20 protein-coding genes are annotated in these 18,977 nt (G+C 74.2%); 13 read left to right on the top strand and 7 right to left on the bottom strand.

Annotation, left to right across the window (positions count from 1 at the left end; genetic code table 11):
* Positions 1-51 precede the first annotated feature (51 nt).
* From ACH4C6_RS02760 to ACH4C6_RS02745, 4 genes are all read left to right on the top strand, one after another.
* Positions 52-246, top strand: coding sequence for a hypothetical protein (locus ACH4C6_RS02760; protein WP_398106708.1), 195 nt, complete (start codon positions 52-54; stop codon positions 244-246).
* Between the two features lie 28 nt (positions 247-274).
* Complete coding sequence (gene mshB / locus ACH4C6_RS02755; RefSeq protein ID WP_398106707.1) at positions 275-1,135, top strand: N-acetyl-1-D-myo-inositol-2-amino-2-deoxy-alpha-D-glucopyranoside deacetylase; 861 nt, start codon at positions 275-277, stop codon at positions 1,133-1,135.
* A complete protein-coding gene (locus ACH4C6_RS02750; RefSeq protein WP_398106706.1) occupies positions 1,132-1,545 on the top strand; it encodes a DUF6113 family protein in 414 nt (137 codons plus the stop codon). The genes mshB and ACH4C6_RS02750 overlap by 4 nt, the downstream gene beginning before the upstream one ends.
* Before the next feature lie 156 nt (positions 1,546-1,701).
* Positions 1,702-4,248 carry a hypothetical protein gene (locus ACH4C6_RS02745; protein ID WP_398106705.1) on the top strand — a complete coding sequence of 849 codons (2,547 nt, stop codon included), beginning with the start codon at positions 1,702-1,704 and terminating at the stop codon, positions 4,246-4,248.
* 168 nt (positions 4,249-4,416) lie between these two features.
* Here the strand turns inward: ACH4C6_RS02745 and ACH4C6_RS02740 are convergent, their stop codons facing one another.
* Together ACH4C6_RS02740 and ACH4C6_RS02735 are read right to left on the bottom strand one after the other, a co-directional pair.
* Positions 4,417-5,268 carry a tetratricopeptide repeat protein gene (locus tag ACH4C6_RS02740; RefSeq protein ID WP_398106704.1) on the bottom strand — a complete coding sequence of 284 codons (852 nt, stop codon included), beginning with the start codon at positions 5,266-5,268 and terminating at the stop codon, positions 4,417-4,419.
* Positions 5,269-5,285: 17 nt separating this feature from the next.
* Positions 5,286-6,305: a GNAT family N-acetyltransferase gene (locus ACH4C6_RS02735; protein WP_398106703.1), complete on the bottom strand. Its 1,020-nt coding sequence runs from the start codon at positions 6,303-6,305 to the stop codon at positions 5,286-5,288.
* Positions 6,306-6,445: 140 nt separating this feature from the next.
* Here ACH4C6_RS02735 and fdxA point away from each other — a divergent pair, with 140 nt between their 5' ends.
* Entirely contained in the window at positions 6,446-6,766 is a 321-nt protein-coding gene (gene fdxA / locus ACH4C6_RS02730) for a ferredoxin (protein ID WP_014048159.1), read from the top strand.
* A gap of 119 nt (positions 6,767-6,885) precedes the next feature.
* Positions 6,886-7,977, top strand: a complete 1,092-nt coding sequence (locus tag ACH4C6_RS02725) for a bifunctional succinyldiaminopimelate transaminase/glutamate-prephenate aminotransferase (protein ID WP_398106702.1) — start codon at positions 6,886-6,888, stop codon at positions 7,975-7,977.
* A 77-nt stretch (positions 7,978-8,054) separates the two neighbouring features.
* Here the strand turns inward: ACH4C6_RS02725 and ACH4C6_RS02720 are convergent, their stop codons facing one another.
* Both ACH4C6_RS02720 and ACH4C6_RS02715 read right to left on the bottom strand, forming a co-directional pair.
* Positions 8,055-8,501 carry an ATP-binding protein gene (locus ACH4C6_RS02720; protein WP_398106701.1) on the bottom strand — a complete coding sequence of 149 codons (447 nt, stop codon included), beginning with the start codon at positions 8,499-8,501 and terminating at the stop codon, positions 8,055-8,057.
* 347 nt (positions 8,502-8,848) lie between these two features.
* A complete protein-coding gene (locus ACH4C6_RS02715; protein ID WP_398106700.1) occupies positions 8,849-9,940 on the bottom strand; it encodes a heavy metal transporter in 1,092 nt (363 codons plus the stop codon).
* An 85-nt stretch (positions 9,941-10,025) separates the two neighbouring features.
* Here ACH4C6_RS02715 and dapE point away from each other — a divergent pair, with 85 nt between their 5' ends.
* Positions 10,026-11,105, top strand: coding sequence for a succinyl-diaminopimelate desuccinylase (gene dapE, locus ACH4C6_RS02710; protein ID WP_398106699.1), 1,080 nt, complete (start codon positions 10,026-10,028; stop codon positions 11,103-11,105).
* Positions 11,106-11,225: 120 nt separating this feature from the next.
* Entirely contained in the window at positions 11,226-11,984 is a 759-nt protein-coding gene (locus ACH4C6_RS02705; protein ID WP_398106698.1) for a TIGR00730 family Rossman fold protein, read from the top strand.
* 788 nt (positions 11,985-12,772) lie between these two features.
* Here ACH4C6_RS02705 and folP read toward each other — a convergent pair.
* On the bottom strand, positions 12,773-13,633 hold the full coding sequence (gene folP, locus ACH4C6_RS02700; protein WP_398106697.1) for a dihydropteroate synthase: 861 nt from the start codon (positions 13,631-13,633) through the stop codon (positions 12,773-12,775).
* 135 nt (positions 13,634-13,768) lie between these two features.
* On the opposite strand from folP, the gene ACH4C6_RS02695 reads away from it, so the two are divergent.
* Together ACH4C6_RS02695 and ACH4C6_RS02690 are read left to right on the top strand one after the other, a co-directional pair.
* Complete coding sequence (locus ACH4C6_RS02695; protein WP_398106696.1) at positions 13,769-14,158, top strand: DivIVA domain-containing protein; 390 nt, start codon at positions 13,769-13,771, stop codon at positions 14,156-14,158.
* Positions 14,155-14,742, top strand: a complete 588-nt coding sequence (locus ACH4C6_RS02690; RefSeq protein WP_398106695.1) for a DNA-3-methyladenine glycosylase I — start codon at positions 14,155-14,157, stop codon at positions 14,740-14,742. The genes ACH4C6_RS02695 and ACH4C6_RS02690 overlap by 4 nt, the downstream gene beginning before the upstream one ends.
* Positions 14,743-14,811: 69 nt before the next feature.
* Here ACH4C6_RS02690 and ACH4C6_RS02685 read toward each other — a convergent pair whose 3' ends face one another.
* Positions 14,812-15,615, bottom strand: a complete 804-nt coding sequence (locus ACH4C6_RS02685) for an enoyl-CoA hydratase/isomerase family protein (protein ID WP_398106694.1) — start codon at positions 15,613-15,615, stop codon at positions 14,812-14,814.
* A 383-nt stretch (positions 15,616-15,998) separates the two neighbouring features.
* Here ACH4C6_RS02685 and ACH4C6_RS02680 point away from each other — a divergent pair, with 383 nt between their 5' ends.
* On the top strand, positions 15,999-16,166 hold the full coding sequence (locus tag ACH4C6_RS02680; RefSeq protein ID WP_003966491.1) for a DUF3117 domain-containing protein: 168 nt from the start codon (positions 15,999-16,001) through the stop codon (positions 16,164-16,166).
* Positions 16,167-16,271: 105 nt separating this feature from the next.
* On the opposite strand, the gene ACH4C6_RS02675 is transcribed toward ACH4C6_RS02680, so the two are convergent.
* Positions 16,272-16,970 carry an O-methyltransferase gene (locus ACH4C6_RS02675; RefSeq protein ID WP_398107114.1) on the bottom strand — a complete coding sequence of 233 codons (699 nt, stop codon included), beginning with the start codon at positions 16,968-16,970 and terminating at the stop codon, positions 16,272-16,274.
* A 234-nt stretch (positions 16,971-17,204) separates the two neighbouring features.
* On the opposite strand from ACH4C6_RS02675, the gene sigE reads away from it, so the two are divergent.
* Together sigE and ACH4C6_RS02665 are read left to right on the top strand one after the other, a co-directional pair.
* Entirely contained in the window at positions 17,205-17,903 is a 699-nt protein-coding gene (gene sigE / locus ACH4C6_RS02670; protein WP_369197193.1) for an RNA polymerase sigma factor SigE, read from the top strand.
* A complete protein-coding gene (locus ACH4C6_RS02665; RefSeq protein ID WP_398106693.1) occupies positions 17,900-18,883 on the top strand; it encodes a zf-HC2 domain-containing protein in 984 nt (327 codons plus the stop codon). The genes sigE and ACH4C6_RS02665 overlap by 4 nt, the downstream gene beginning before the upstream one ends.
* The last annotated feature ends 94 nt before the right edge of the window (positions 18,884-18,977 follow it).

The following is an 18,977-nucleotide window of genomic DNA, read 5'->3' as shown; positions in this document are numbered from 1 at the left end:
CCCCACAGTCCGACCCCCCGCGCCCTCGTGGATCTTTGGAGGTGAGCCGCCGTGGCACTCTCGATTTCGGCGGTGGTGCTGCTGGCGATCATCGTCTTCCTGCTCGTCAAGAAGTCGGGACTGAAGGCGGGGCATGCGATCGTCTGCATGCTGCTCGGCTTCTACCTCGCCTCCTCGACCGTCGCTCCCACGATCAGCGAGCTGACGAACAACATCGCGGGGATGATCGGCAGCATCAAGTTCTGAGCCCCGCGCGACCTCGTAGGCTGGGCCCATGAAGGATCTGCCCGGCCGTCGTCTGCTGCTGGTGCACGCGCACCCGGACGACGAGTCGATCAACAACGGCGCGACCATGGCCCGCTACGCGGCCGAGGGTGCCCAGGTCACCCTGGTGACCTGCACCCTCGGCGAACGCGGCGAGGTCATCCCGCCCGGGCTCGCGCATCTGAGCGGCGCCGCCCTCGGCCGGCACCGGCGCCGCGAACTCGCCGAGGCGATGCAGGCGCTCGGCGTCCGGGACGTCCGCCTCCTGGGCGGCGCCGGCCGCTACAGCGACTCCGGGATGATGGGCCTGCCCGACAACGACGACCCCGCCTGCTTCTGGCGGGCCGACGTCGACGAGGCCGCCGCCCACCTGGCCGAGATCATCCACGAGGTGCGGCCCCAGGTCCTGGTCACCTACGACGACGACGGCGGCTACGGCCACCCCGACCACATCCAGGCCCACCGCGTCGCCATGCGGGCGGCCGGGCTGGCCGCCGAGTCGGGCTGGACGATCCCCAAGATCTACTGGAACCGGGCGCCCCGGACAGTCGTGGAGGACGCCTTCGCCCGGCTCCGCGAGGACCTGCCGCGCACCCCCTTCACCAAGACCGCCGAGGTCGGCGACGTGCCGGGCGTGGTGCCCGACGAGCGCGTCACCACCGAGATCGACGGCACCGCGTACGCCGCCGCCAAGGCCGCCGCGATGCGCGCCCACGCCACCCAGATCACCGTCGACGGTGAGTACTTCGTGCTGTCCAACGACCTCGCCCAGCCGATCCTCACCACCGAGTACTACGAGCTGGTGCGCGGCGAGCGGGGCCCCGGCGCGCGGGAGACCGACCTGTTCGCCGGTGTCGAGGGGGTCTCGTGAACGACCGGACGACCTCGCTGCTCGCCCAGCCGATGCGACCGCCGTCCGCCGGACGTCTCGGCGCCTACGCGGGACTCTTCGTGCTCGGGGCCCTGGTCGGCGCGGCCGGGGCGCTGGTGCAGCCCGGCTGGTTCCCGGGCGGGCTGCTGCTCGCCCTGGCCGGCGAGGCCGGGGCCGTGCTCGGTGCCGCGCGCCTCATGCGGGCCCGGGCGGGGGGTGTGGCGACCGCCGCGGGCTGGATGCTCGCCGTCGTCCTGCTCACCGCCAGCCGCCCCGAGGGAGACTTCCTCTTCGCCGCGGGAAGCGGCTCCTACCTCTTCCTGCTCGGGGGCATCCTGGTGGCTGTGATCTGCGCCACCCTCACCCCCGGACGGCAACCGGACGGCGGCCCCGCCCGACTTGCCAAGTGACGTACCACTTCGCCTGAACATGCCCGTGGGGGTCCGGTGTGAGTTTCCCCGGCGGTCCCGGGATACGGGCGAGAAGTGGCCAGTATGGTGGTGCGCGTCGCCGAGCTGCCCGCGTGAGGTCGTGTCGGGCGGCGGAGCCAACCGGGAGAACCTGCCTTGAGTCGTGAAACTGACACCTCGTCCTCCGGGCCCAACGGGCGCGGCGGAGCCGCCTACCCGTCGGGTACGCCGCCGTACGGGACCCCGGTGGTCTCCGACGACGGTACGGACGCGGGCCGTTCGGCCACGCGGCCGGAGGAACGCAAGACCGAGACCACGCTGACGACCCGGATCCGGATCAACATCCCCGGGTCGCGGCCGATCCCGCCCGTGGTGATGCGCAAGCCCGTCACCGACACGGACGCCTCCGGCGACACCGACGCGGGCGCCGCGACGCCCACGCCGGCCGGCCTCGCCGCCCCGCAGGGCGCGGGCCCGGCCGAGCCGCCGGCCGCCGAACCCGCCCCGCCGGCCGACGACAAGCCGACCAGCGACTGGTTCGCGCCACGCAAGTCCGCCCCGGCCAAGGGCGGTCCGGGCGGCGGCGCGCCGAACGGGACGGGTGCTCCGGGAGGTTCGGGGCCCGCAGCGGGCGGTTCCGCCCCGGGTGCCCCGACTTCGGGCGCACCCGGCGCCGGAGCGCAGGGCAGCGGTGCCGGTACGCCGGGCGGGGCCCGGCCCGGTGCCGGACGGCCCGGCGGCGTGGTCGGCTCGATGAGCGTGCCGGGCGGCTCCCGGTCCGGCGGCACGAACGGCTCCGGCCTCCCCGGAGGGGCGACCGGCGGTCCGGTCGCCCCGGGGCACGGCGGCGGCACGGGCTCCTTCGACGTCACGGAGGCGCTGACGGCGGGCGGTTCGCGTCCCGCCCCGGGCAACGGCGACGCCCGCCGCGACGAGTTGCCGTACTTCTCGGAGAACGGCAGCGGGCCGGCCGGGCCCACCGGCGGCCCCGTCACCGGGGACTTCGCTGGGCAGGGCGCTCCCGGAGGACTCGAGGACACGGGCTCCTACAGCCTCCCCGACGGCCCCGACGCCTACGGCGCGCACGGCGGCTTCGACGGACCCGGCGGTCCCCTCGGCCCCGAGGACACGGGTGCGTTCAGCCGGCCCGACGCCCTCGGCGGCGCGGACGCCTTCGACCCGCAGGGCGGCCCCGGCCGTCCCGGCGGCTCCGGCGTGCCGGGCGGGTTCAGCGACGCCCCGAACGGCACGGGTGGCTTCGACGCGCCCCGGGCCCCGGGTGGCTTCGGCGAGCCGCGCAGGCCCGGTGGGCCCGAGAACTTCAGCGATCCCGGCCGTCCCGGTGCCCCCGGCGGTCCCGGCACCTTCCGCGACGCGGGCGGTCCGGGCGCTCCCACGGGCCCGCGGGCCATAGGCGGCGGCCCCGGCGCACCCACCGGCTCCGGCGGCCCCACCGGCCCCGCACCCGCCGGCGGTCCCACCGCCCCGGGCACCGCAGGCCCCGGCGGCGGGCTGAGCGACGACACCGCCGTCCTCACCCCGCAGAAGCAGGCCCCCGAGCCGCCGGACGGCCAGGGCTACCCGCCCCGGCACGACAACGTCTCCGGGCACACCGTCACCAGCGGCATGCCCGTCGTGACGCCCGGCACCGGCTCGCCGTTCGGCCCGGGCACGCCCGGCGACGGCCCGGCACCGCGCACGGCCCCCAAGCCGGCGCCGGTCCCGCCGTCCCCGGCGACCTCCGCGAAGGCGCCGAAGAAGAAGGGCCGCAACAAGCTCGTCCTGCTCGTGGCCGGCCTGGTCGTGGCCGCCGGCGGCCTCTACGGCGCCGGCCTGCTGATGAACCGCACCGACGTGCCCAAGGGCACCACCGTGCTCGGCGTCGACATCGGCGGCACCACACGCGACGGCGCCGTGAAGAAGCTCGACGCGGCCTTCGAGGAGCAGGCGGGCAAGCCGCTGAAGCTGTCGGTGGCCGGCAGGACCGTCTCCCTCGACCCGGACAACGCGGGCCTCCAGTTCGACATGGACGCGACGGCCGACACGGCGGCGAAGAGCGACTACAACCCGGTCTCCGTGATCGGCTCCCTCTTCGGCCGGCACCGCGTCGTCACCCCGGTCATGCCGGTCGACGAGGAGAAGCTGCACGCCTCCCTGCAGAACGCGGCAGGCGGCTCGGGCGCCTCGACCGACGGCACGATCACGTTCAAGGGCGGCAAGGCCGTCCCCGTCTACGGCAAGCCCGGCAAGGGCGTCGACCTCGCCAAGTCGACGGCGGCCGTGGAGCAGGCGTACCGCGCCCAGGTGGAGACGGGAACGGCGGGCACCGTCGCCCTGCCGACCACCACCCGGCAGCCGACCGTCTCCGATGCCGAGGTCGACCGCGTGCTGAAGGAGATCGCGCAGCCCGCGATGTCCGACCTGGTCACCGTGCGCACCGACGCGGCCCACAGCATCGACTTCGGCCCGGTCTCCCTGCCGAAGATCCTCAGCTTCAAGGCCGTCGACGGCAAGCTGCAGGACACCTACGACCTCAAGGCGCTCCGGGCCGCCTACGGCCAGACCTTCGAGGGCGTGCAGATCGAGGGCGCGAGCGGCAAGCGGGACGTCACCCCGCAGGACGTCGTCTCGGCCCTGCGCGAGGCCCTGCGCGGCAAGACACCCGCCGAGCGCGTCGGAGTCATCGACACCAAGCCGAACTGACCCGGCCGCCCGCGGCACGCGAGCCCCCGCCCCTGTGAGGGCGGGGGCTCGCGTCGTTCGTCCGCAACCGCGCTGAGCGCCCCGTCAGAGGCGCGGGGAACCGCGCGATCGGCCCCGGCACACCACCCGCACCCGCGACACCCCACAGACCTCCACGGCGCGGAGGCGTCAGTTGAGCATGGCCCTGGCCGCGAAGGCCTCCCCCCGCACCCGCTCGGCAGCCCCCTCGTCCACCGCCGAGACGACCTCCGCGTAGGCCTCCAACTCCGCGGCCCCGGCCACGAACTCACCCCGCCGCACCAGCAACTGCGCCCGCTCGTAGCGCAACCGCGCCGGATGCGAGGGCAGCAGCAGCGACAACTCCACCGCCCACAACGCCACGTCCGACCGCTCGGGCCGGGCCGCCGCCCACGCCCGCACGTTGTTCAGGATCCGCACCACCACCTCCAGCGGGTCCGCCGGCCGCAGCATCGACGGATCGATCCCCGCCCCCGTCGCCCCGGCCACCAGCAGTTCCGCGTCCCCGCCGCTCAGCACGCGCCCGCCGTCGAAGGGGTCGGCGAGCACCTGCCCCTCGTCGGGCCCGAAACCGACCACGAAGTGCCCCGGCAGGGCGACCCCGTACACGGGCGCCCCGGCCCGGCGGGCCACCTCGATCCACACCACCGACAGCAGGATCGGCAGCCCCCGGCGCCGGGTGAGCACCGCGTGCAGCAGGGAGGACTCCAGCCGCCGGTAGTCGGCCGGCGTGCCGTGGAAGCCGAGCCGCTCACCGAGCAGGTCGCGCAGCGCGAGCGCCCAGGCACGCGGCCCGCCGGGCCGGTAGGGCAGCAGCCCCGCCAGCCGGTCCAGTTCGACCTGTGCGGCGTCCAGACCCGCCTCGTCGAGTCCGCCGTCCGCCTGGGCGCCCACCAGCAGGCACAGCGTCGCCAGGTCGGGCCGTTCGGAGCGGGCCTCCTCGGCGAAGCGCCGACGCAGCTCGGCGGAACGCTCCTGGGGCGGGGGGAAGGGGTCGGGCATGGTCGGCCGAGCCCCTCTCACGACGTCTCGTCACCGGCCGGGCCGGTGACGTCCGGCGCCCGGTAGTGGTGGTAGGCGTGGTGCGCCCCGAACCCCATCCCGGCGTACAGCGCCCGCGCCGCCTCGTTGTCCGTCTCGACCTGGAGCCAGGCGGCCGACGCTCCCTCGTCGAGCGCCCGCCGGGCCAGCGCGGCCATCACGGCCGTACCCAGCCCCCGGCGCCGCAGCTCCGGATCGACCTCGACGGCGGCGAAACCGGCCCAGCGCCCGTCCACCACGCATCGCCCCACGGCGGCCGGCCCCGCGGACCCGGGGACGGTCGCGAACCACACGGACGGACCCGCGTGCAGCACGCGCAGGGCCACCTCGCTCACCCCCTTGCGCTGGTAGCGGGCCAGCCAGTCCTCGCCCGCCTCGCGGGACAGCACGACCTCCGGCGACTGCTCCAGGTCGGCGACCGGCGCCAGCGGTCCCACCCACAGCTCGGCGGTCACCTCACGCACCCAGCCGCGCTCCTCCAGCGCGGCGCAGAGCAGTTCCCGGGTGCCCTCCGCGCCGGTCGCGGTCTGCACGTAGGCGGGCAGGCCGCGTTCGCCGTACCACCGCCGTACCGCGGCGAGGGCCTCGTCGAGGGGCAGGCCCGGCTCTCCCAGCGGCAGCACCGAGTTGGCGCGGCGGGTGAACCCGGACGCGGCACGCAGCTCCCACCCCCCGAGCCGCTCGCTCTCCACGGGCGGCCAGGCCCGCGCGGCGACCCGGGCCAGTTCCTCGTAGGAGGCGGCCGGGCCGCGGCGACGCGCCGGGGCGGCCGGGACGATCTTGCCCGCGACCAGCGCGGACTCCGCGATGCGGACGCGTTCGCCGCTCCGGCGTGTGATCAGCAGCACACCGTTGTCCCATGATGTGAGAACACCGACCGTGTCGGTGAACTTCTCCACCGGAACCGGATGTTCGATCAAGCTCCGTACGGAGACCCGTTTGCCCACGTCAGCAGGCGTGATACGGACCTCGAGTCGCCCGGCGGCAGAGATTTCCACAGGTCAGTTCACCCCTCCTGTTCGGATCATGCCCAGGAACGGAGATACTAGGGGCGGGCATCGACGACGCCGCGCTCCCGCGCGCCAGGCGGCGGAGCCTACGGAGGCCCGCCAGCGCCCTATCGAGGAGGAACGACAGCGTGACCTACGTCATCGCGCAGCCTTGTGTCGACGTCAAGGACAAGGCGTGCATCGAGGAGTGCCCGGTCGACTGCATCTACGAGGGCCAGCGGTCCTTGTACATCCACCCGGACGAATGCGTCGACTGTGGGGCCTGCGAGCCGGTGTGCCCGGTGGAGGCCATCTTCTACGAGGACGACACTCCCGAGGAGTGGAAGGACTACTACAAGGCGAACGTCGAGTTCTTCGACGATCTCGGCTCGCCCGGCGGAGCGAGCAAGCTGGGTCTGATCGAGCGGGACCACCCGTTCGTCGCCGCGCTGCCGCCGCAGAACCAGTAAGAGCGGTCCGCGCCAGCGCCGCCTCGGTCCCGTACGGCCCGATCACCCGGTGATCGCCGTACGGGGCCGAGGCGTTCGCCGTCACCGGCTCGGACGGACCAGAAAGTGAGCCAGAACCCGTGTCCGCAGTCTCCGACCGCCTGCCCACCTTCCCCTGGGACAAGCTGACGTCCTACAAGGCCACGGCCGCCGCCCACCCGGACGGCCTCGTGGACCTGTCCGTCGGCACCCCGGTCGACCCGGTCCCCGAGCTGATCCAGAAGGCCCTGGTGGCCGCGGCGGACTCGCCGGGCTATCCGACCGTCTGGGGCACGCCCGAGCTGCGCGACGCGATCACCGGCTGGGTCGAGCGCCGTCTGGGCGCCCGGGGGGTCACCCACCGCCACGTGCTGCCGATCGTCGGCTCCAAGGAACTCGTCGCCTGGCTGCCGACCCAGCTCGGCCTGGGCCCGGGCGACCGCGTGGCCTTCCCGCGGCTGGCCTACCCGACCTACGAGGTCGGCGCCCGGCTGGCCCGCGCCGCGTACGAGGCCTACGACGACCCGACCGCGCTGGACCCCGAGGGCCTGCGGCTGCTCTGGCTCAACTCCCCGTCGAACCCCACGGGCAAGGTGCTGTCCCAGGAGGAGCTGACCCGGACCGTCGCCTGGGCCCGTGAGCACGGCGTCCTGCTCGTCTCCGACGAGTGCTACCTGGAACTGGGCTGGGAGGCCGACCCGGTCTCCGTGCTGCACCCCGACGTCAACGGCGGCTCGTACGACGGCATCGTGGCCGTGCACTCCCTGTCCAAGCGCTCGAACCTGGCCGGGTACCGCGCCGCCTTCCTGGCGGGCGACCCGGCGGTCCTCGGCCCGCTGCTGGAGATCCGCAAGCACGGCGGCATGATGACGTCCGCGCCGACCCAGGCGGCGGTCGTCGCCGCCCTCGGCGACGACGAGCACGTGCGCGTGCAGCGCGAGCGCTACGCCGCCCGCCGCACCCTGCTGCGCGAGGCGCTGCTCGGACACGGCTTCCGCATCGAGCACAGCAAGGCGAGCCTGTACCTGTGGGCGACGCGCGGCGAGTCCTGCTGGGACACCGTGGCCCACCTCGCGGAGCGGGGGATCCTGGTGGCCCCCGGCGACTTCTACGGCCCTGCGGGCGCGCAGTTCGTCCGCGTGGCGTTCACGGCGACGGACGAGAGGGTGGCGGCGGCCGTACGGCGGCTCTGACCGCGCCGCCTATGCGGTACGCCGAAGGGGCCCGGGGATCTCTCCCCGGGCCCCTTCGGCGTCAGGACACCGGCGGGTCAGCCGAGCGGCAGGCTCTTCACCGGCAGCGAGTCGGCCGACGGCACGCCGCCCTTGGTCAGCGAGTCGGTCGGCAGGCCGCCCTTGGCCGAGCCGGCGGTGTCGCCGACGAGCTGCCCGGCCGTGCCGGCCGCGTCACCGGCCGCCTGCTGCGCGACGGGCGTGGTCTTCTTGACCGCCTTGCCGCCGGTCCTGCCCGCGGCCGGCACCGCCTTCTCGACGGTCGCGCCGCCGGTCTCGCCCGCGGACTCGGTGACGTTCTGCGCGGCACCGTCGACGGTGTTGGCGACGTTCGCCCCGTCCAGGGCGGTCAGGCCGCCGAGGCTGGGGGCGGCGGGCAGCTGGGGGGCCGCGCCGGCGGAGCCGGCCGCACCGACCCCGGCAGCCGCTCCCGCGGCGACGAGCAGCGCGGCACGGGCGATCCGGCGGGTCAGGGGGAGGGACATGGTGCTCCTTCGACGGATGAGAACAGTGAGGTTCGTGAACGGTCCGGCCTGGTCCGGGAGTTGATCGACTGGCTGTTGATCGCTCCGGCTCGGACGCAGTGACTACCGCTCGAAGCCCGCGAAGGTTGCGGCGACCCGACGTAAAGAGTTGGTAATGCGTCGCATTATCGGCTGCGGATAAAAACGGTCAAAGAGGCCCTCGCGGAAATGCTCGCGGAAACCTTCCCGCCCTTTGTTCCCAAGGGATTTCGGGGTACGTGGGGTGAGCGTGCGAAAACCTGCCCACCCGAGCACCGCGGCACCGGCGGGGCAACTCTCCGGAGTGAGCCCCCGCACCCCTGCCCGAGTCAGCGCATCGTGACGATGCGGACCGTCTCCGCGGCGCGCTCGGCGCCCGCCGTGCCCGCGACCGCGGCCTCGCGCCACTCACTGGCCGTGCTCCCCGCGACCCACTCGCGGCCCCCGTAGGCCACCCGCGCGATGTGCAGCTCGGAGGCGTTGGCCACCGCCCAGTGGGCCAGCTGCCAGCCCCGCTGGTCCGGGCCCCGCCCCCCGGCGGACGGTGTGCCCGGGGGCACCGGGAGGGTGACCGTGCGGCCGCCGTCCCCGGCGGAGCCGCTCGGGGAGGGCGCCGTCGTGGCCGGGGCGGCGGGGGAGGGCGCGGTCGTGGCCGAGGTGCCCGGCGACGGCGCCGAGGCGGCCGTGTCGCCCGGCGAGGGGGCCGTGTCGCCCGGCGAGGGCGTCGAGGCGGACGACGGGGAGGCGTCCACCTGGGCGGCGGCCGGCGCCAGCACGTCCCGGCCGAAGTCGCGCACCAGTGCGGCCCGCACCCCGTCCGCACCCGAGGCGCGCGTGGCGCCCGGGCGGCCCTCGCAGGTCAGCGTGGCCGCGGACTGCCCGGTCAGGGCCGCGGCGAGCAGGGACGCGTCCGGCTCGTGCTTGGCGTAGGCCTGCGGGAAGCCGCTGCGCTGCACCCGCTGCGCGGCGACGGTGAGCGGCAGCCGCGTGTACCCCGGCACCTTGACCAGGTGGTCGTAGAACTCACCCGCCGAGTACGTCGGGTCCATGATCTCCCGCGGGGTGCCCCAGCCCTGCGAGGGCCGCTGCTGGAACAGGCCGAGGGAGTCGCGGTCGCCGTAGTCGATGTTGCGCAGGGCCGACTCCTGGAGGGCGGTCGCCAGCGCGATGGTGACGGCCCGCTCCGGCAGGCCGCGCGCGGTGCCCACGGCGGTGATCGTCGCCGCGTTGACGGCCTGCTCGGGCGTGAACTCGTACGAGGCCCCGTCGCCCTTGCCCGAGACGACCTTGCAGCCCGGCCCGCCCGATCCCCCGGTGACGTACTGCACGACGAGGTAACCGGCGACCGCGAGCAGGGCCACGAGGCCGGACCCGAATCGGAAGAGGCGGCCACGGCGCTGGGGAGATGACTGCTCAGGCACGCGGTACAAGGTACTGGAGAGTACGGAGTGACAGGAGCCCGGTGCGCACAGCGGCCGCACGACCTCGCGCGTTAGGGTCGACGGCATGGCCGACACCTCGCTTGACCTCACGCTGGACGCCGCGGAGCTCACCGCCCGGCTCGTCGACTTCCGCTCCGAGAGCGGCACCGAGAAGCCCCTCGCGGACGCCGTCGAGGCCGCCCTGAGCGCGCTGCCCCACCTGACGGTCGACCGGTACGGCAACAACGTCGTGGCCAGGACGAACCTGGGCCGCTCCGAACGGGTCGTCCTGGCCGGGCACATCGACACCGTGCCCATCGCGGACAACGTCCCCTCCCGACTCGACGAGGACGGCGTCCTGTGGGGCTGCGGCACCTGCGACATGAAGTCCGGCGTGGCGGTGCAGCTGCGCATCGCGGCCACCGTCCCGGCCCCCAACCGCGACCTGACCTTCGTCTTCTACGACAACGAGGAGGTCGCCGCCGAGCTCAACGGCCTCCGGCACGTCGCCGAGGCCCGTCCCGAATGGCTGGAGGGCGACTTCGCGGTCCTGCTGGAGCCGTCCGACGGCCAGGTCGAGGGCGGCTGCCAGGGCACCCTGCGCGTCGAGCTGAGGACCGCGGGCGAGCGGGCCCACTCCGCGCGCGGCTGGATGGGCTCCAACGCCATCCACGCCGCCGCCCCGATCCTCGCCCGCCTCGCCGCCTACGAGCCCCGCCGGCCGGTGATCGACGGCCTGGAGTACCGCGAGGGCCTGAACGCGGTCGGCATCGGCGGGGGAGTGGCCGGCAACGTCATCCCCGACGAGTGCGTCGTCACGGTCAACTTCCGCTATGCGCCGGACCGCACGCCCGAGGAGGCCGTCGCGCACGTCCGGGAGGTCTTCGCGGACTGCGCGCTGAGCGGGTTCGAGGTCGTCGACCACAGCCCGGCCGCGATGCCCGGGCTGTCCCACCCGGCGGCCAAGGCGTTCATCGCGGCGGTCGGCGGCACCCCGATGCCGAAGTACGGCTGGACCGACGTCTCCCGCTTCTCGGCGCTGGGCGTCCCGGCGGTCAACTACGGCCCCGGCAACCCCCACTTGGCCCACAAGCGGGACGAGCGCGTGGAGATCGCCAAGATCCTGGCCGGCGAGGAGCGCCTGCGGAACTGGCTCACCGCCTGACACCCCGGCCGCACCCGCCGTGTTTACGCCGCTCCATCGCGGACATGCTCACGTCCCTCGTTCGTAACCCGCGTAGATCTACGCTGAGGTGGAAAGACAGGCACGACGGAGGGAGCGCACATGGCGACCGGCAACCCCGAGGGGAAGAAGCAGCCGCCGGAGGAACAGCGCCTCGGCCCGGTCCTCCGCAGGCGGGATCAGGTCCAGCCCGCGACGACCGACCAGCGGCTGCTCGACGAGCGCGCCCCCTCCGACTGGGTGCACACCGACCCCTGGCGGGTGCTGCGCATCCAGTCGGAGTTCATCGAGGGCTTCGGCACCCTGGCCGAACTGCCGCCCGCCATCAGCGTCTTCGGCTCGGCCCGGACCCCGGCGGACTCCCCGGAGTACGAGGCCGGAGTCCGGCTCGGCCGGGGCCTGGTGGAGGCGGGCTTCGCGGTCATCACCGGCGGCGGGCCGGGTGCCATGGAGGCCGCGAACAAGGGGGCCTGCGAGGCCAAGGGCGTCTCGGTCGGCCTCGGCATCGAGCTGCCGTTCGAGCAGGGACTGAACCCGTACGTCGACATCGGCCTGAACTTCCGCTACTTCTTCGTCCGGAAGATGATGTTCGTCAAGTACGCGCAGGGCTTCGTGGTCCTGCCCGGCGGACTCGGCACCCTCGACGAGCTCTTCGAGGCCCTCACCCTGGTCCAGACCCAGAAGGTCACCCGCTTCCCCATCGTCCTCTTCGGCACCGACTACTGGGGCGGCCTGCTGGACTGGCTGCGCGACACGGTGATCGCCCAGGGCAAGGCGGCGGACAAGGACCTGCTGCTCTTCCACGTGACGGACGACGTGGACGAGGCGGTGGCCCTGGTGTCGAAGGAAGCGGGCAGGTAGGGACGTCTCCGGCCGGGCAGCCCCGGCGGCCGGCCGGACCGCGGGGGCGGACGGCGGGCGGGGCCGGGGGCCCCGGGGGCGCGGCTCCCGACTCCCGGTGGCTCAGACCGGCCCGCGGCGAGCGGCGGCCTTCAGTCAGGCCCGCGCCGCGCGACGGTCCTCAAGCCGGCCGCGTCGCGCGACGGCTCTCAGGTCGGCGGCGCCGAGCGGCGGTCCTCAGGTCGGCGGTGCCGAGCGGCGGTCCTCAGGTCGGCGGTGCCGAGCGGCGGTCCTCAGGTCGGCGGTGCCGAGCGGCGGTCCTCAGGTCGGCTGCATCGCGCGGCGGCTCGCAGGTCGGCCCGCGCCGGGCCGCGGCCCTCAGGCCAGCGGGCGCCGAGCGATGGCCTCCAGGTCGGCCGCATCGCGCGATGGCTCTCAGACCGGCCCGTGCTGAGCGGCGGCTCTCAGGTCGGCCCGCGTCGCGCGGCGACTCTCAGGTCGGCGGCGCCGAGCGGCGGTCCTCAGGTCGGCGGCGCCGCGCGACGGCCCTCAGGCCGGCCCGCGCCGAGCGGCGGCCCTCAGACCAGCGGGCGCCGGGCCGCGGCCCTCAGGCCAGCGGGCGCCGAGCGACGGCCCTCAGATCGGCCCGCGTCGCGCGACGGCTGTCAGACCGGCCCCGCCGCGCGATGGCTCTCAGGTCGGCCCGCGCCGAGCGACGACTCTCAGGCCGGTCCCGCCGAGCGACGGTCCTCAGGCCGGCCCGCGCCGAGCGATGGCTCTTAGACCGGCCCCGCGCCGCGCGGCGGTCCTCAGGCCAGCCCGCGTCGCGCCACGGCGGGATCCCGGTGTCCTGCGATCGCCGCCACCATGTCCAGCACCTGCCGGGTCTCCGCCACCTCGTGCACCCGGTACACCTGCGCGCCCAGCCACGCGGACACGGCCGTGGTCGCCAGCGTCCCGACCACCCGCTCCTTCACCGGCCGGTCCAGCGTCTCCCCGACGAAGTCCTTGTTGGACAGCGACACCAGCACCGGCCACCCCGTGGCGACCATCTCGTCCAGCCGCCGCGTCGCCTCCAGGCTGTGCCGCGTGTTCTTCCCGAAGTCGTGCCCGGGGTCGATCATGACCGACTCCCGCGGGACGCCCAGCGACACCGCCCGCTCGGCCAGGGCGACCGTGACGTCGAGGACGTCGGCCATGACGTCGTCGTACTCGACCCGGTGCGGGCGGGTGCGCGGCTCGGCGCCCCCCGCGTGCGTGCATACCAGACCCACCCGGTACTCGGCGGCGACCTGAGCCAGGGCCGGGTCGACACCGCCCCACGCGTCGTTGAGGACGTCCGCCCCGGCCTCGCACGCCGCCCGGCCGACCTCGGCCCGCCAGGTGTCCACGCTGATGACCACGTCGGGGAACCTGCGGCGGACCTCCGCCACGAACCCGACCGTGCGCCGGGCCTCCTCCTCGGCCGTGACCTCCTCGCCCGGCCCCGCCTTGACCCCGCCGATGTCGACGATCGCGGCGCCTTCGGCCACGGCCTGCTCCACCCGCGCGAGGGCCGGCTCGTCGCGGAAGGTGGCTCCCTGGTCGTAGAAGGAGTCCGGGGTCCGGTTGACGATCGCCATGATCACCGGTTCGTGGGGTCCGAATTCCCGCCTGCCCAGCCTGAGCATCCCCTGTGACCTTTCCTGGTAGGTGCCCCTCTTCCGCCGCCTGCGACCCTAACCGTCACACGCGCATGGCACGATCGGACCCTGACACCGTCCGTCCGAGAAGACTCAAGTTCCATGCGACCGTGGGGGCCCGCGATGGTTATGTTCCTTTTCCTGGTCGTCGCGCTCGCCGTCGTGGTCGCCGCCGTGACCCTCGCCGTGGTGGGCGGCGGCGAGAACGGCCCGCTGCCCGAGGCGGCGCCCGAGCGGCTGCGCGACCCGCTGCCCCCGGACCGCCCGGTCGAGCGCGCCGACGTGGAGCGCCTGCGCTTCCCGCTCGCCGCCCGCGGCTACCGGATGGCCGACGTGGACGACGCCCTGAGCCGTCTGGGCGCGGAGCTGGCCGAGCGCGACGCCCGCATCGCGGACCTGGAGTCGGCCCTGGCGGGGGCCCGCTCGGCCGCGGCCCACGGCCCGGTGCACGGCACCGGCGACCACCACGTCCCCCTGGACAAGCGCGCCCCCGGTCAGGAGGACCGCCCGTGAGCACCGGTGCCGCCCTCGCCGGCCCGGACGGCGCGCTGCGCTGCCCCTGGGCCCTGTCCGCCCCGGAGTACATCGCCTACCACGACGAGGAGTGGGGCCGCCCCGTCCACGGCGACGACGCGCTCTTCGAGCGGCTGAGCCTGGAGGCGTTCCAGTCCGGCCTGTCCTGGATCACGATCCTGCGCCGCCGGCCCGGCTTCCGCGCCGCCTTCGCCGGCTTCGAGATCGCCTCGGTGGCCGCCTTCACGCAGGCGGACCGCGAGCGCCTGATGGCGGACACCGGCATCATCCGCAACCGCGCGAAGATCGACGCGACGATGGCCAACGCCCGCGTGCTGGCCGAGTGGTCCCCCGGCGAGCTGGACGAGCTGATCTGGTCCCACGCCCCCGACCCGGCCGCCCGCCCCGCCCCCAGGGCCCTGTCCGACGTCCCGCCGGTCACCCCCGAGTCGACGGCCCTGTCCAAGGCGCTGAAGAAGCGGGGCCTGCGCTTCGTCGGCCCGACGACGGCGTATGCCCTGATGCAGGCGTGCGGCCTGGTCGACGACCACCTGGAGCTGTGCGTCGCCCGAAGCATCCCGTAGGGACGCGGGGAACCGCGCGACCAGCCCCCACGCGCCCGCGGCCCTCGACGTCGCCCTGCCGTCCCGGACTCACCGGCCCAGATACTTCGGCTTCTCCTTGTTGACGAAGGCCTGGACGGCGATCGCGTGGTCCTCGGAGGAGCCCGCCCGGGTCTGGAGCTCGTCCTCCTTCTCCAGCGCCTCCTCCAGCGAGTGCGTCAGCCCGTAGACCACCGACTCCTTCAGCGCCGCGTAGGCCACCGTCGGTCCCTCGGCCAGCGCCCGCGCCACCTTCTCGGCCTCCGCGCGCAGCTCCCCGGCCGGCACCACCCGGTTGACCGCCCCGAGCTCGTACGCCTCCTGCGCGCTGATGCTGCGCGGGAAGAGCAGCAGGTCGGCGGCGCGGCCGGGGCCGATCACCCGCGGCAGCGTCCAGGAGATGCCCGAGTCGGCGGTCAGCGCCACCCCGGCGAACGAGGTGTTGAACGAGGCCGTGTCCGCCGCGATCCGGTAGTCCGCCGCGAGGGCGAAGCCGAAGCCCGCCCCGGCGGCCACCCCGTTCACCGCGGCGACGACCGGCTTCCTCGCCCCGGCCAGGGCCCGCACGATGGGGTTGTAGTGCTCCCGGACCGTGCTCATGGTCTGCCCCGATCCGGTCTCCCGGTCCTGGACCAGCAGGCCGATGTGCTCCTTCAGGTCCTGGCCCACGCAGAACGCCCGGTCACCGGCGGCGGTCAGCAGCACCGCCCGCACGGCGGCGTCGCCCGCCGCGGACTCGACGGCCTCCCGCAGGGCCACCTTGGCCGCCACGTTCAGCGCGTTCATCGCCTCCGGGCGGTTGAGCGTGATCGTCGCGAGCCCGTCGCTCACCTCGTAGAGCACGGCGTCGGCCATGGCGTATCCCCTCCGTGTCGCGGATCGGGGACGTACCGGCCGGTACGTCCCGGGTCTGCAGGACAGCATGACGGAGATCACCGGCGGAAGACCGGACCGGACGTGTGACCTGCGTCAAAGAATTCTCGTCCGGATCCGTTCGCCGGATGCGGGTGTGGTGGCGGAGTATCGCAGCCTCATCGCCGAATTGAGTGGTTTTGCACGCGTGCGTTGCCCAAGCGATGCCAACCGATGTTGGTCATCGGGTCCTGGGATGCGGGATAATGGCTGGGAAGCAATGTGTTCGATGCCGGTGACGCGTGTCCTGCCACAAGGGCCGCACGTGTGCCCTTCTCAGGGCGTCGGCTTTGACGATGAGCTGGGTTTCAGGAAGGGGAACGAGCATGGCGGCCATGAAGCCGCGGACGGGTGATGGCCCGCTCGAGGTGACCAAGGAGGGGCGGGGCATCGTCATGCGCGTTCCGCTCGAAGGCGGCGGTCGGCTCGTCGTCGAGCTGACCCCGGACGAGGCCGACGCGCTCGGCGACGCCCTCAAGAAGGTCGTCGGCTGACGCGCAAGCGACCATACCCTTTCAACCGCCCCGGCCTCACCTGAGGTGCCGGGGCGGTTGTCTTCCCGCTCCGGCGCCCTGCGCCGGGGTGGCCGCGGTGAGCCGCTAGCGCTTCACCGCGCACAGCAGGCCGTCGCCCACCGGCAGCAGCGACGGCACCAGCTCCTGGCTCTCGCGCACCGCGCGCAGCAGCTCCCGCAGCCGCAGCACCTCGGTGGGCTGCGGGCCGGAGTCCACGGTCCGTCCGTTGGCGAACGCGCCTTCGAAGACGACCAGCCCGCCGGTGCGCAGCAGCCGCAACGATTCGGCGAGGTAGTCCATGACCTCGAGGCGGTCGCCGTCGCAGAAGACCAGGTCGTAGCCGGCGTCCGCGAGGCGGGGGAGCACGTCCAGGGCGCGGCCCGGGATGAAGCGCGCCCGGTTGCTGGCGAAGCCGCAGGCGCGGAACGCCTGGCGGGCGAACTGCTGGTGCTCCGGCTCCGGATCGACGGTCGTCAGCACGCCGTCCGGCCGCATACCGTGCAGGAGGTGGATCCCGGAGACCCCGCAGCCGGTCCCGATCTCGGCGACGGCCTTGGCGTCGACGGAGGCGGCCAGCAAGCGCAGCGCGGCGCCCGTGCCGGGCGTCACCGAGCGCAGCCCTGCCTCACGGGCCCGGTCCCGGGCCCACTGCAGCGCTTCGTCCTCGGCGACATAGGCGTCGGCGAACGCCCAGCTCGTCTGCCGGTTGCCGGTAATGACCCTCTCCTGTCCCCGTGAATGCCTGGGCGTGACTGTATCCGTTGGGCGCGGGAACCCGCAGATGGGACCGGTCGTTTAAGGGGATGAGCGACAGGCGTGGGCCGTGACGGGGGGCGGACGGTGGATCAGGACGGCGAGCAAGTCCCGACGCAGCAGTACGAGGCGTATCGACCCACATCAATTTCTCGTAAAACCGCTTATCCGGTCCTAACGGGCGAGGTGGCTATGGTAGGGGCTCCACTGGACACCACCAGAGCTGACAGGGGAGGTGCGGCTGCGTCTGTGGATCGTGCAGGGGTGCTCCGGCGCTTCCTCGGATCGGCGGGCAGGCCGACATCTGTGAACGACACCGTTGCTGACCAGAGCCACGCCGGCTTCACCCAGACCGCGACCTTCACCAGCGACGCGGACGGGCAGGCGTGGACTCCGCCCACCTGGGAGGAGATCGTCAGCACGCACAGCGGCCGGGTCTACCGGCTCGCCTACCGTCTGACCGGTAACCAGCACGACGCGGAGGACCTCACGCAGGAGGTCTTCGTCCGCGTCTTCCGCTCCCTGTCGACCTACACGCCCGGCACCTTCGAGGGCTGGCTGCACCGCATCACCACCAACCTGTTCCTGGACATGGTCCGCCGCAAGCAGCGCATCCGCTTCGACGCGCTCGGCGACGACGCGGCCGAGCGGCTGGCCAGCAAGGAGCCCACGCCCCAGCAGGTCTTCAACGACGCGCACTTCGACGCGGACGTCCAGCAGGCCCTCGACACCCTGGCCCCCGAGTTCCGCGCCGCGGTCGTCCTGTGCGACATCGAAGGACTGTCGTACGAGGAGATCGCCGCGACGCTCGGGGTGAAGCTCGGTACCGTCCGCTCGCGCATCCACCGCGGCCGCTCCCAGCTGCGCAAGGCCCTCGCGCACCGCTCGCCGGAGGCGCGCGCCGAGCGCCGTTCCTTCGTGCCCCGTGTCCCCGCCCTGGGAGGAGGGGGCGCGAGCGCGTGAGCGGAACACGACCGGAGGCTTCCGAGGGACGCCTCGCAGAGCAGCACCTGGGAGACCGACTCTCCGCCCTGGTGGACGGAGAGCTCGGTCACGACGCGCGCGAGCGCGTACTGGCGCACGTGGCCACCTGCCCGAAGTGCAAGGCGGAGGTGGACGCCCAGCGCCGGCTGAAGAACGTCTTCGCGGAGGCGGCACCACCGCCTCCCTCCGAGAGCTTCCTGGCCCGCCTGCAGGGACTACCCGCGGGTGGCGGCCCGGACGGTGATGCCACACCCCCGGGCGGGGGAGGCCTGCCCGACGTGTCCGGACGGTTCGCGTCGTCCGGGGCCTTCGGCGTGAAGCGCGGCGGCTTCGAGTTCGGCTACGCCCCGTCCCGCGACCATGCGCCCGCCCTGCCGTCCGACCAGCGCGGCCTCCCCTCGGGAAGCCGGGGCTTCCGCATCCACGACGTGCACCGGCCCGACCCGGACCGGTCCTCCTCGCGGCTGCGGTTCGCCTTCGTGGCCGCCGGCGCGGTGTCCCTGGCCGCCATCGCGCTCGGCGGTGTCAACGCCGGCACCCCGGCCGACACCGAGGCCCGCGGCGGCTCCGGCACGGGCAGCAATGTGACACCGATGCGCACGCAGGGCACGGGCGCCGCGACGGCCCCCGACTCCCAGCGGCGCCGCGCCGCCGTCCCGCTGCTCACGCAGAACGTGCTGGGTCACCCCCCGGTCGCCCCGACCGAGGTGTCCGCGCCCCTGCTGCCTGGTGTGCCGGCGCCCTCCGCCCCCCACCAGGCCGTGCACGCGCTGGCCGCCCCGGTCATGGCCGGCGCCGCGGTCGTGTCCCCGCTGATACGCCCGCTGGAGGCGGCCACACCGGCCGCTCTGACCTCCTGGTCCGCGGTCCCGGAGATCACGGCGCCCCTGCTCGCGGTACCCCTGACCGACCCCGGCGCCACTCCTTCCCCGGCGCCCTCGTCCCGGACGGCCCGCTGACCGGCCCCTGCGCGGTGGCCGGGGAACCTGATTGAATCCGGGGGGTGCCGCCCGCGGCCCAGCCAGGGGCCGGGCGCCGATTCGACGAACTGCG

It is taken from the genome of Streptomyces sp. NPDC017943 (genome assembly GCF_044328425.1).
Taxonomy (GTDB): Bacteria; Actinomycetota; Actinomycetes; order Streptomycetales; family Streptomycetaceae; genus Streptomyces; species Streptomyces djakartensis_A.
This window is presented reverse-complemented; position numbering and strand designations above follow the sequence as displayed.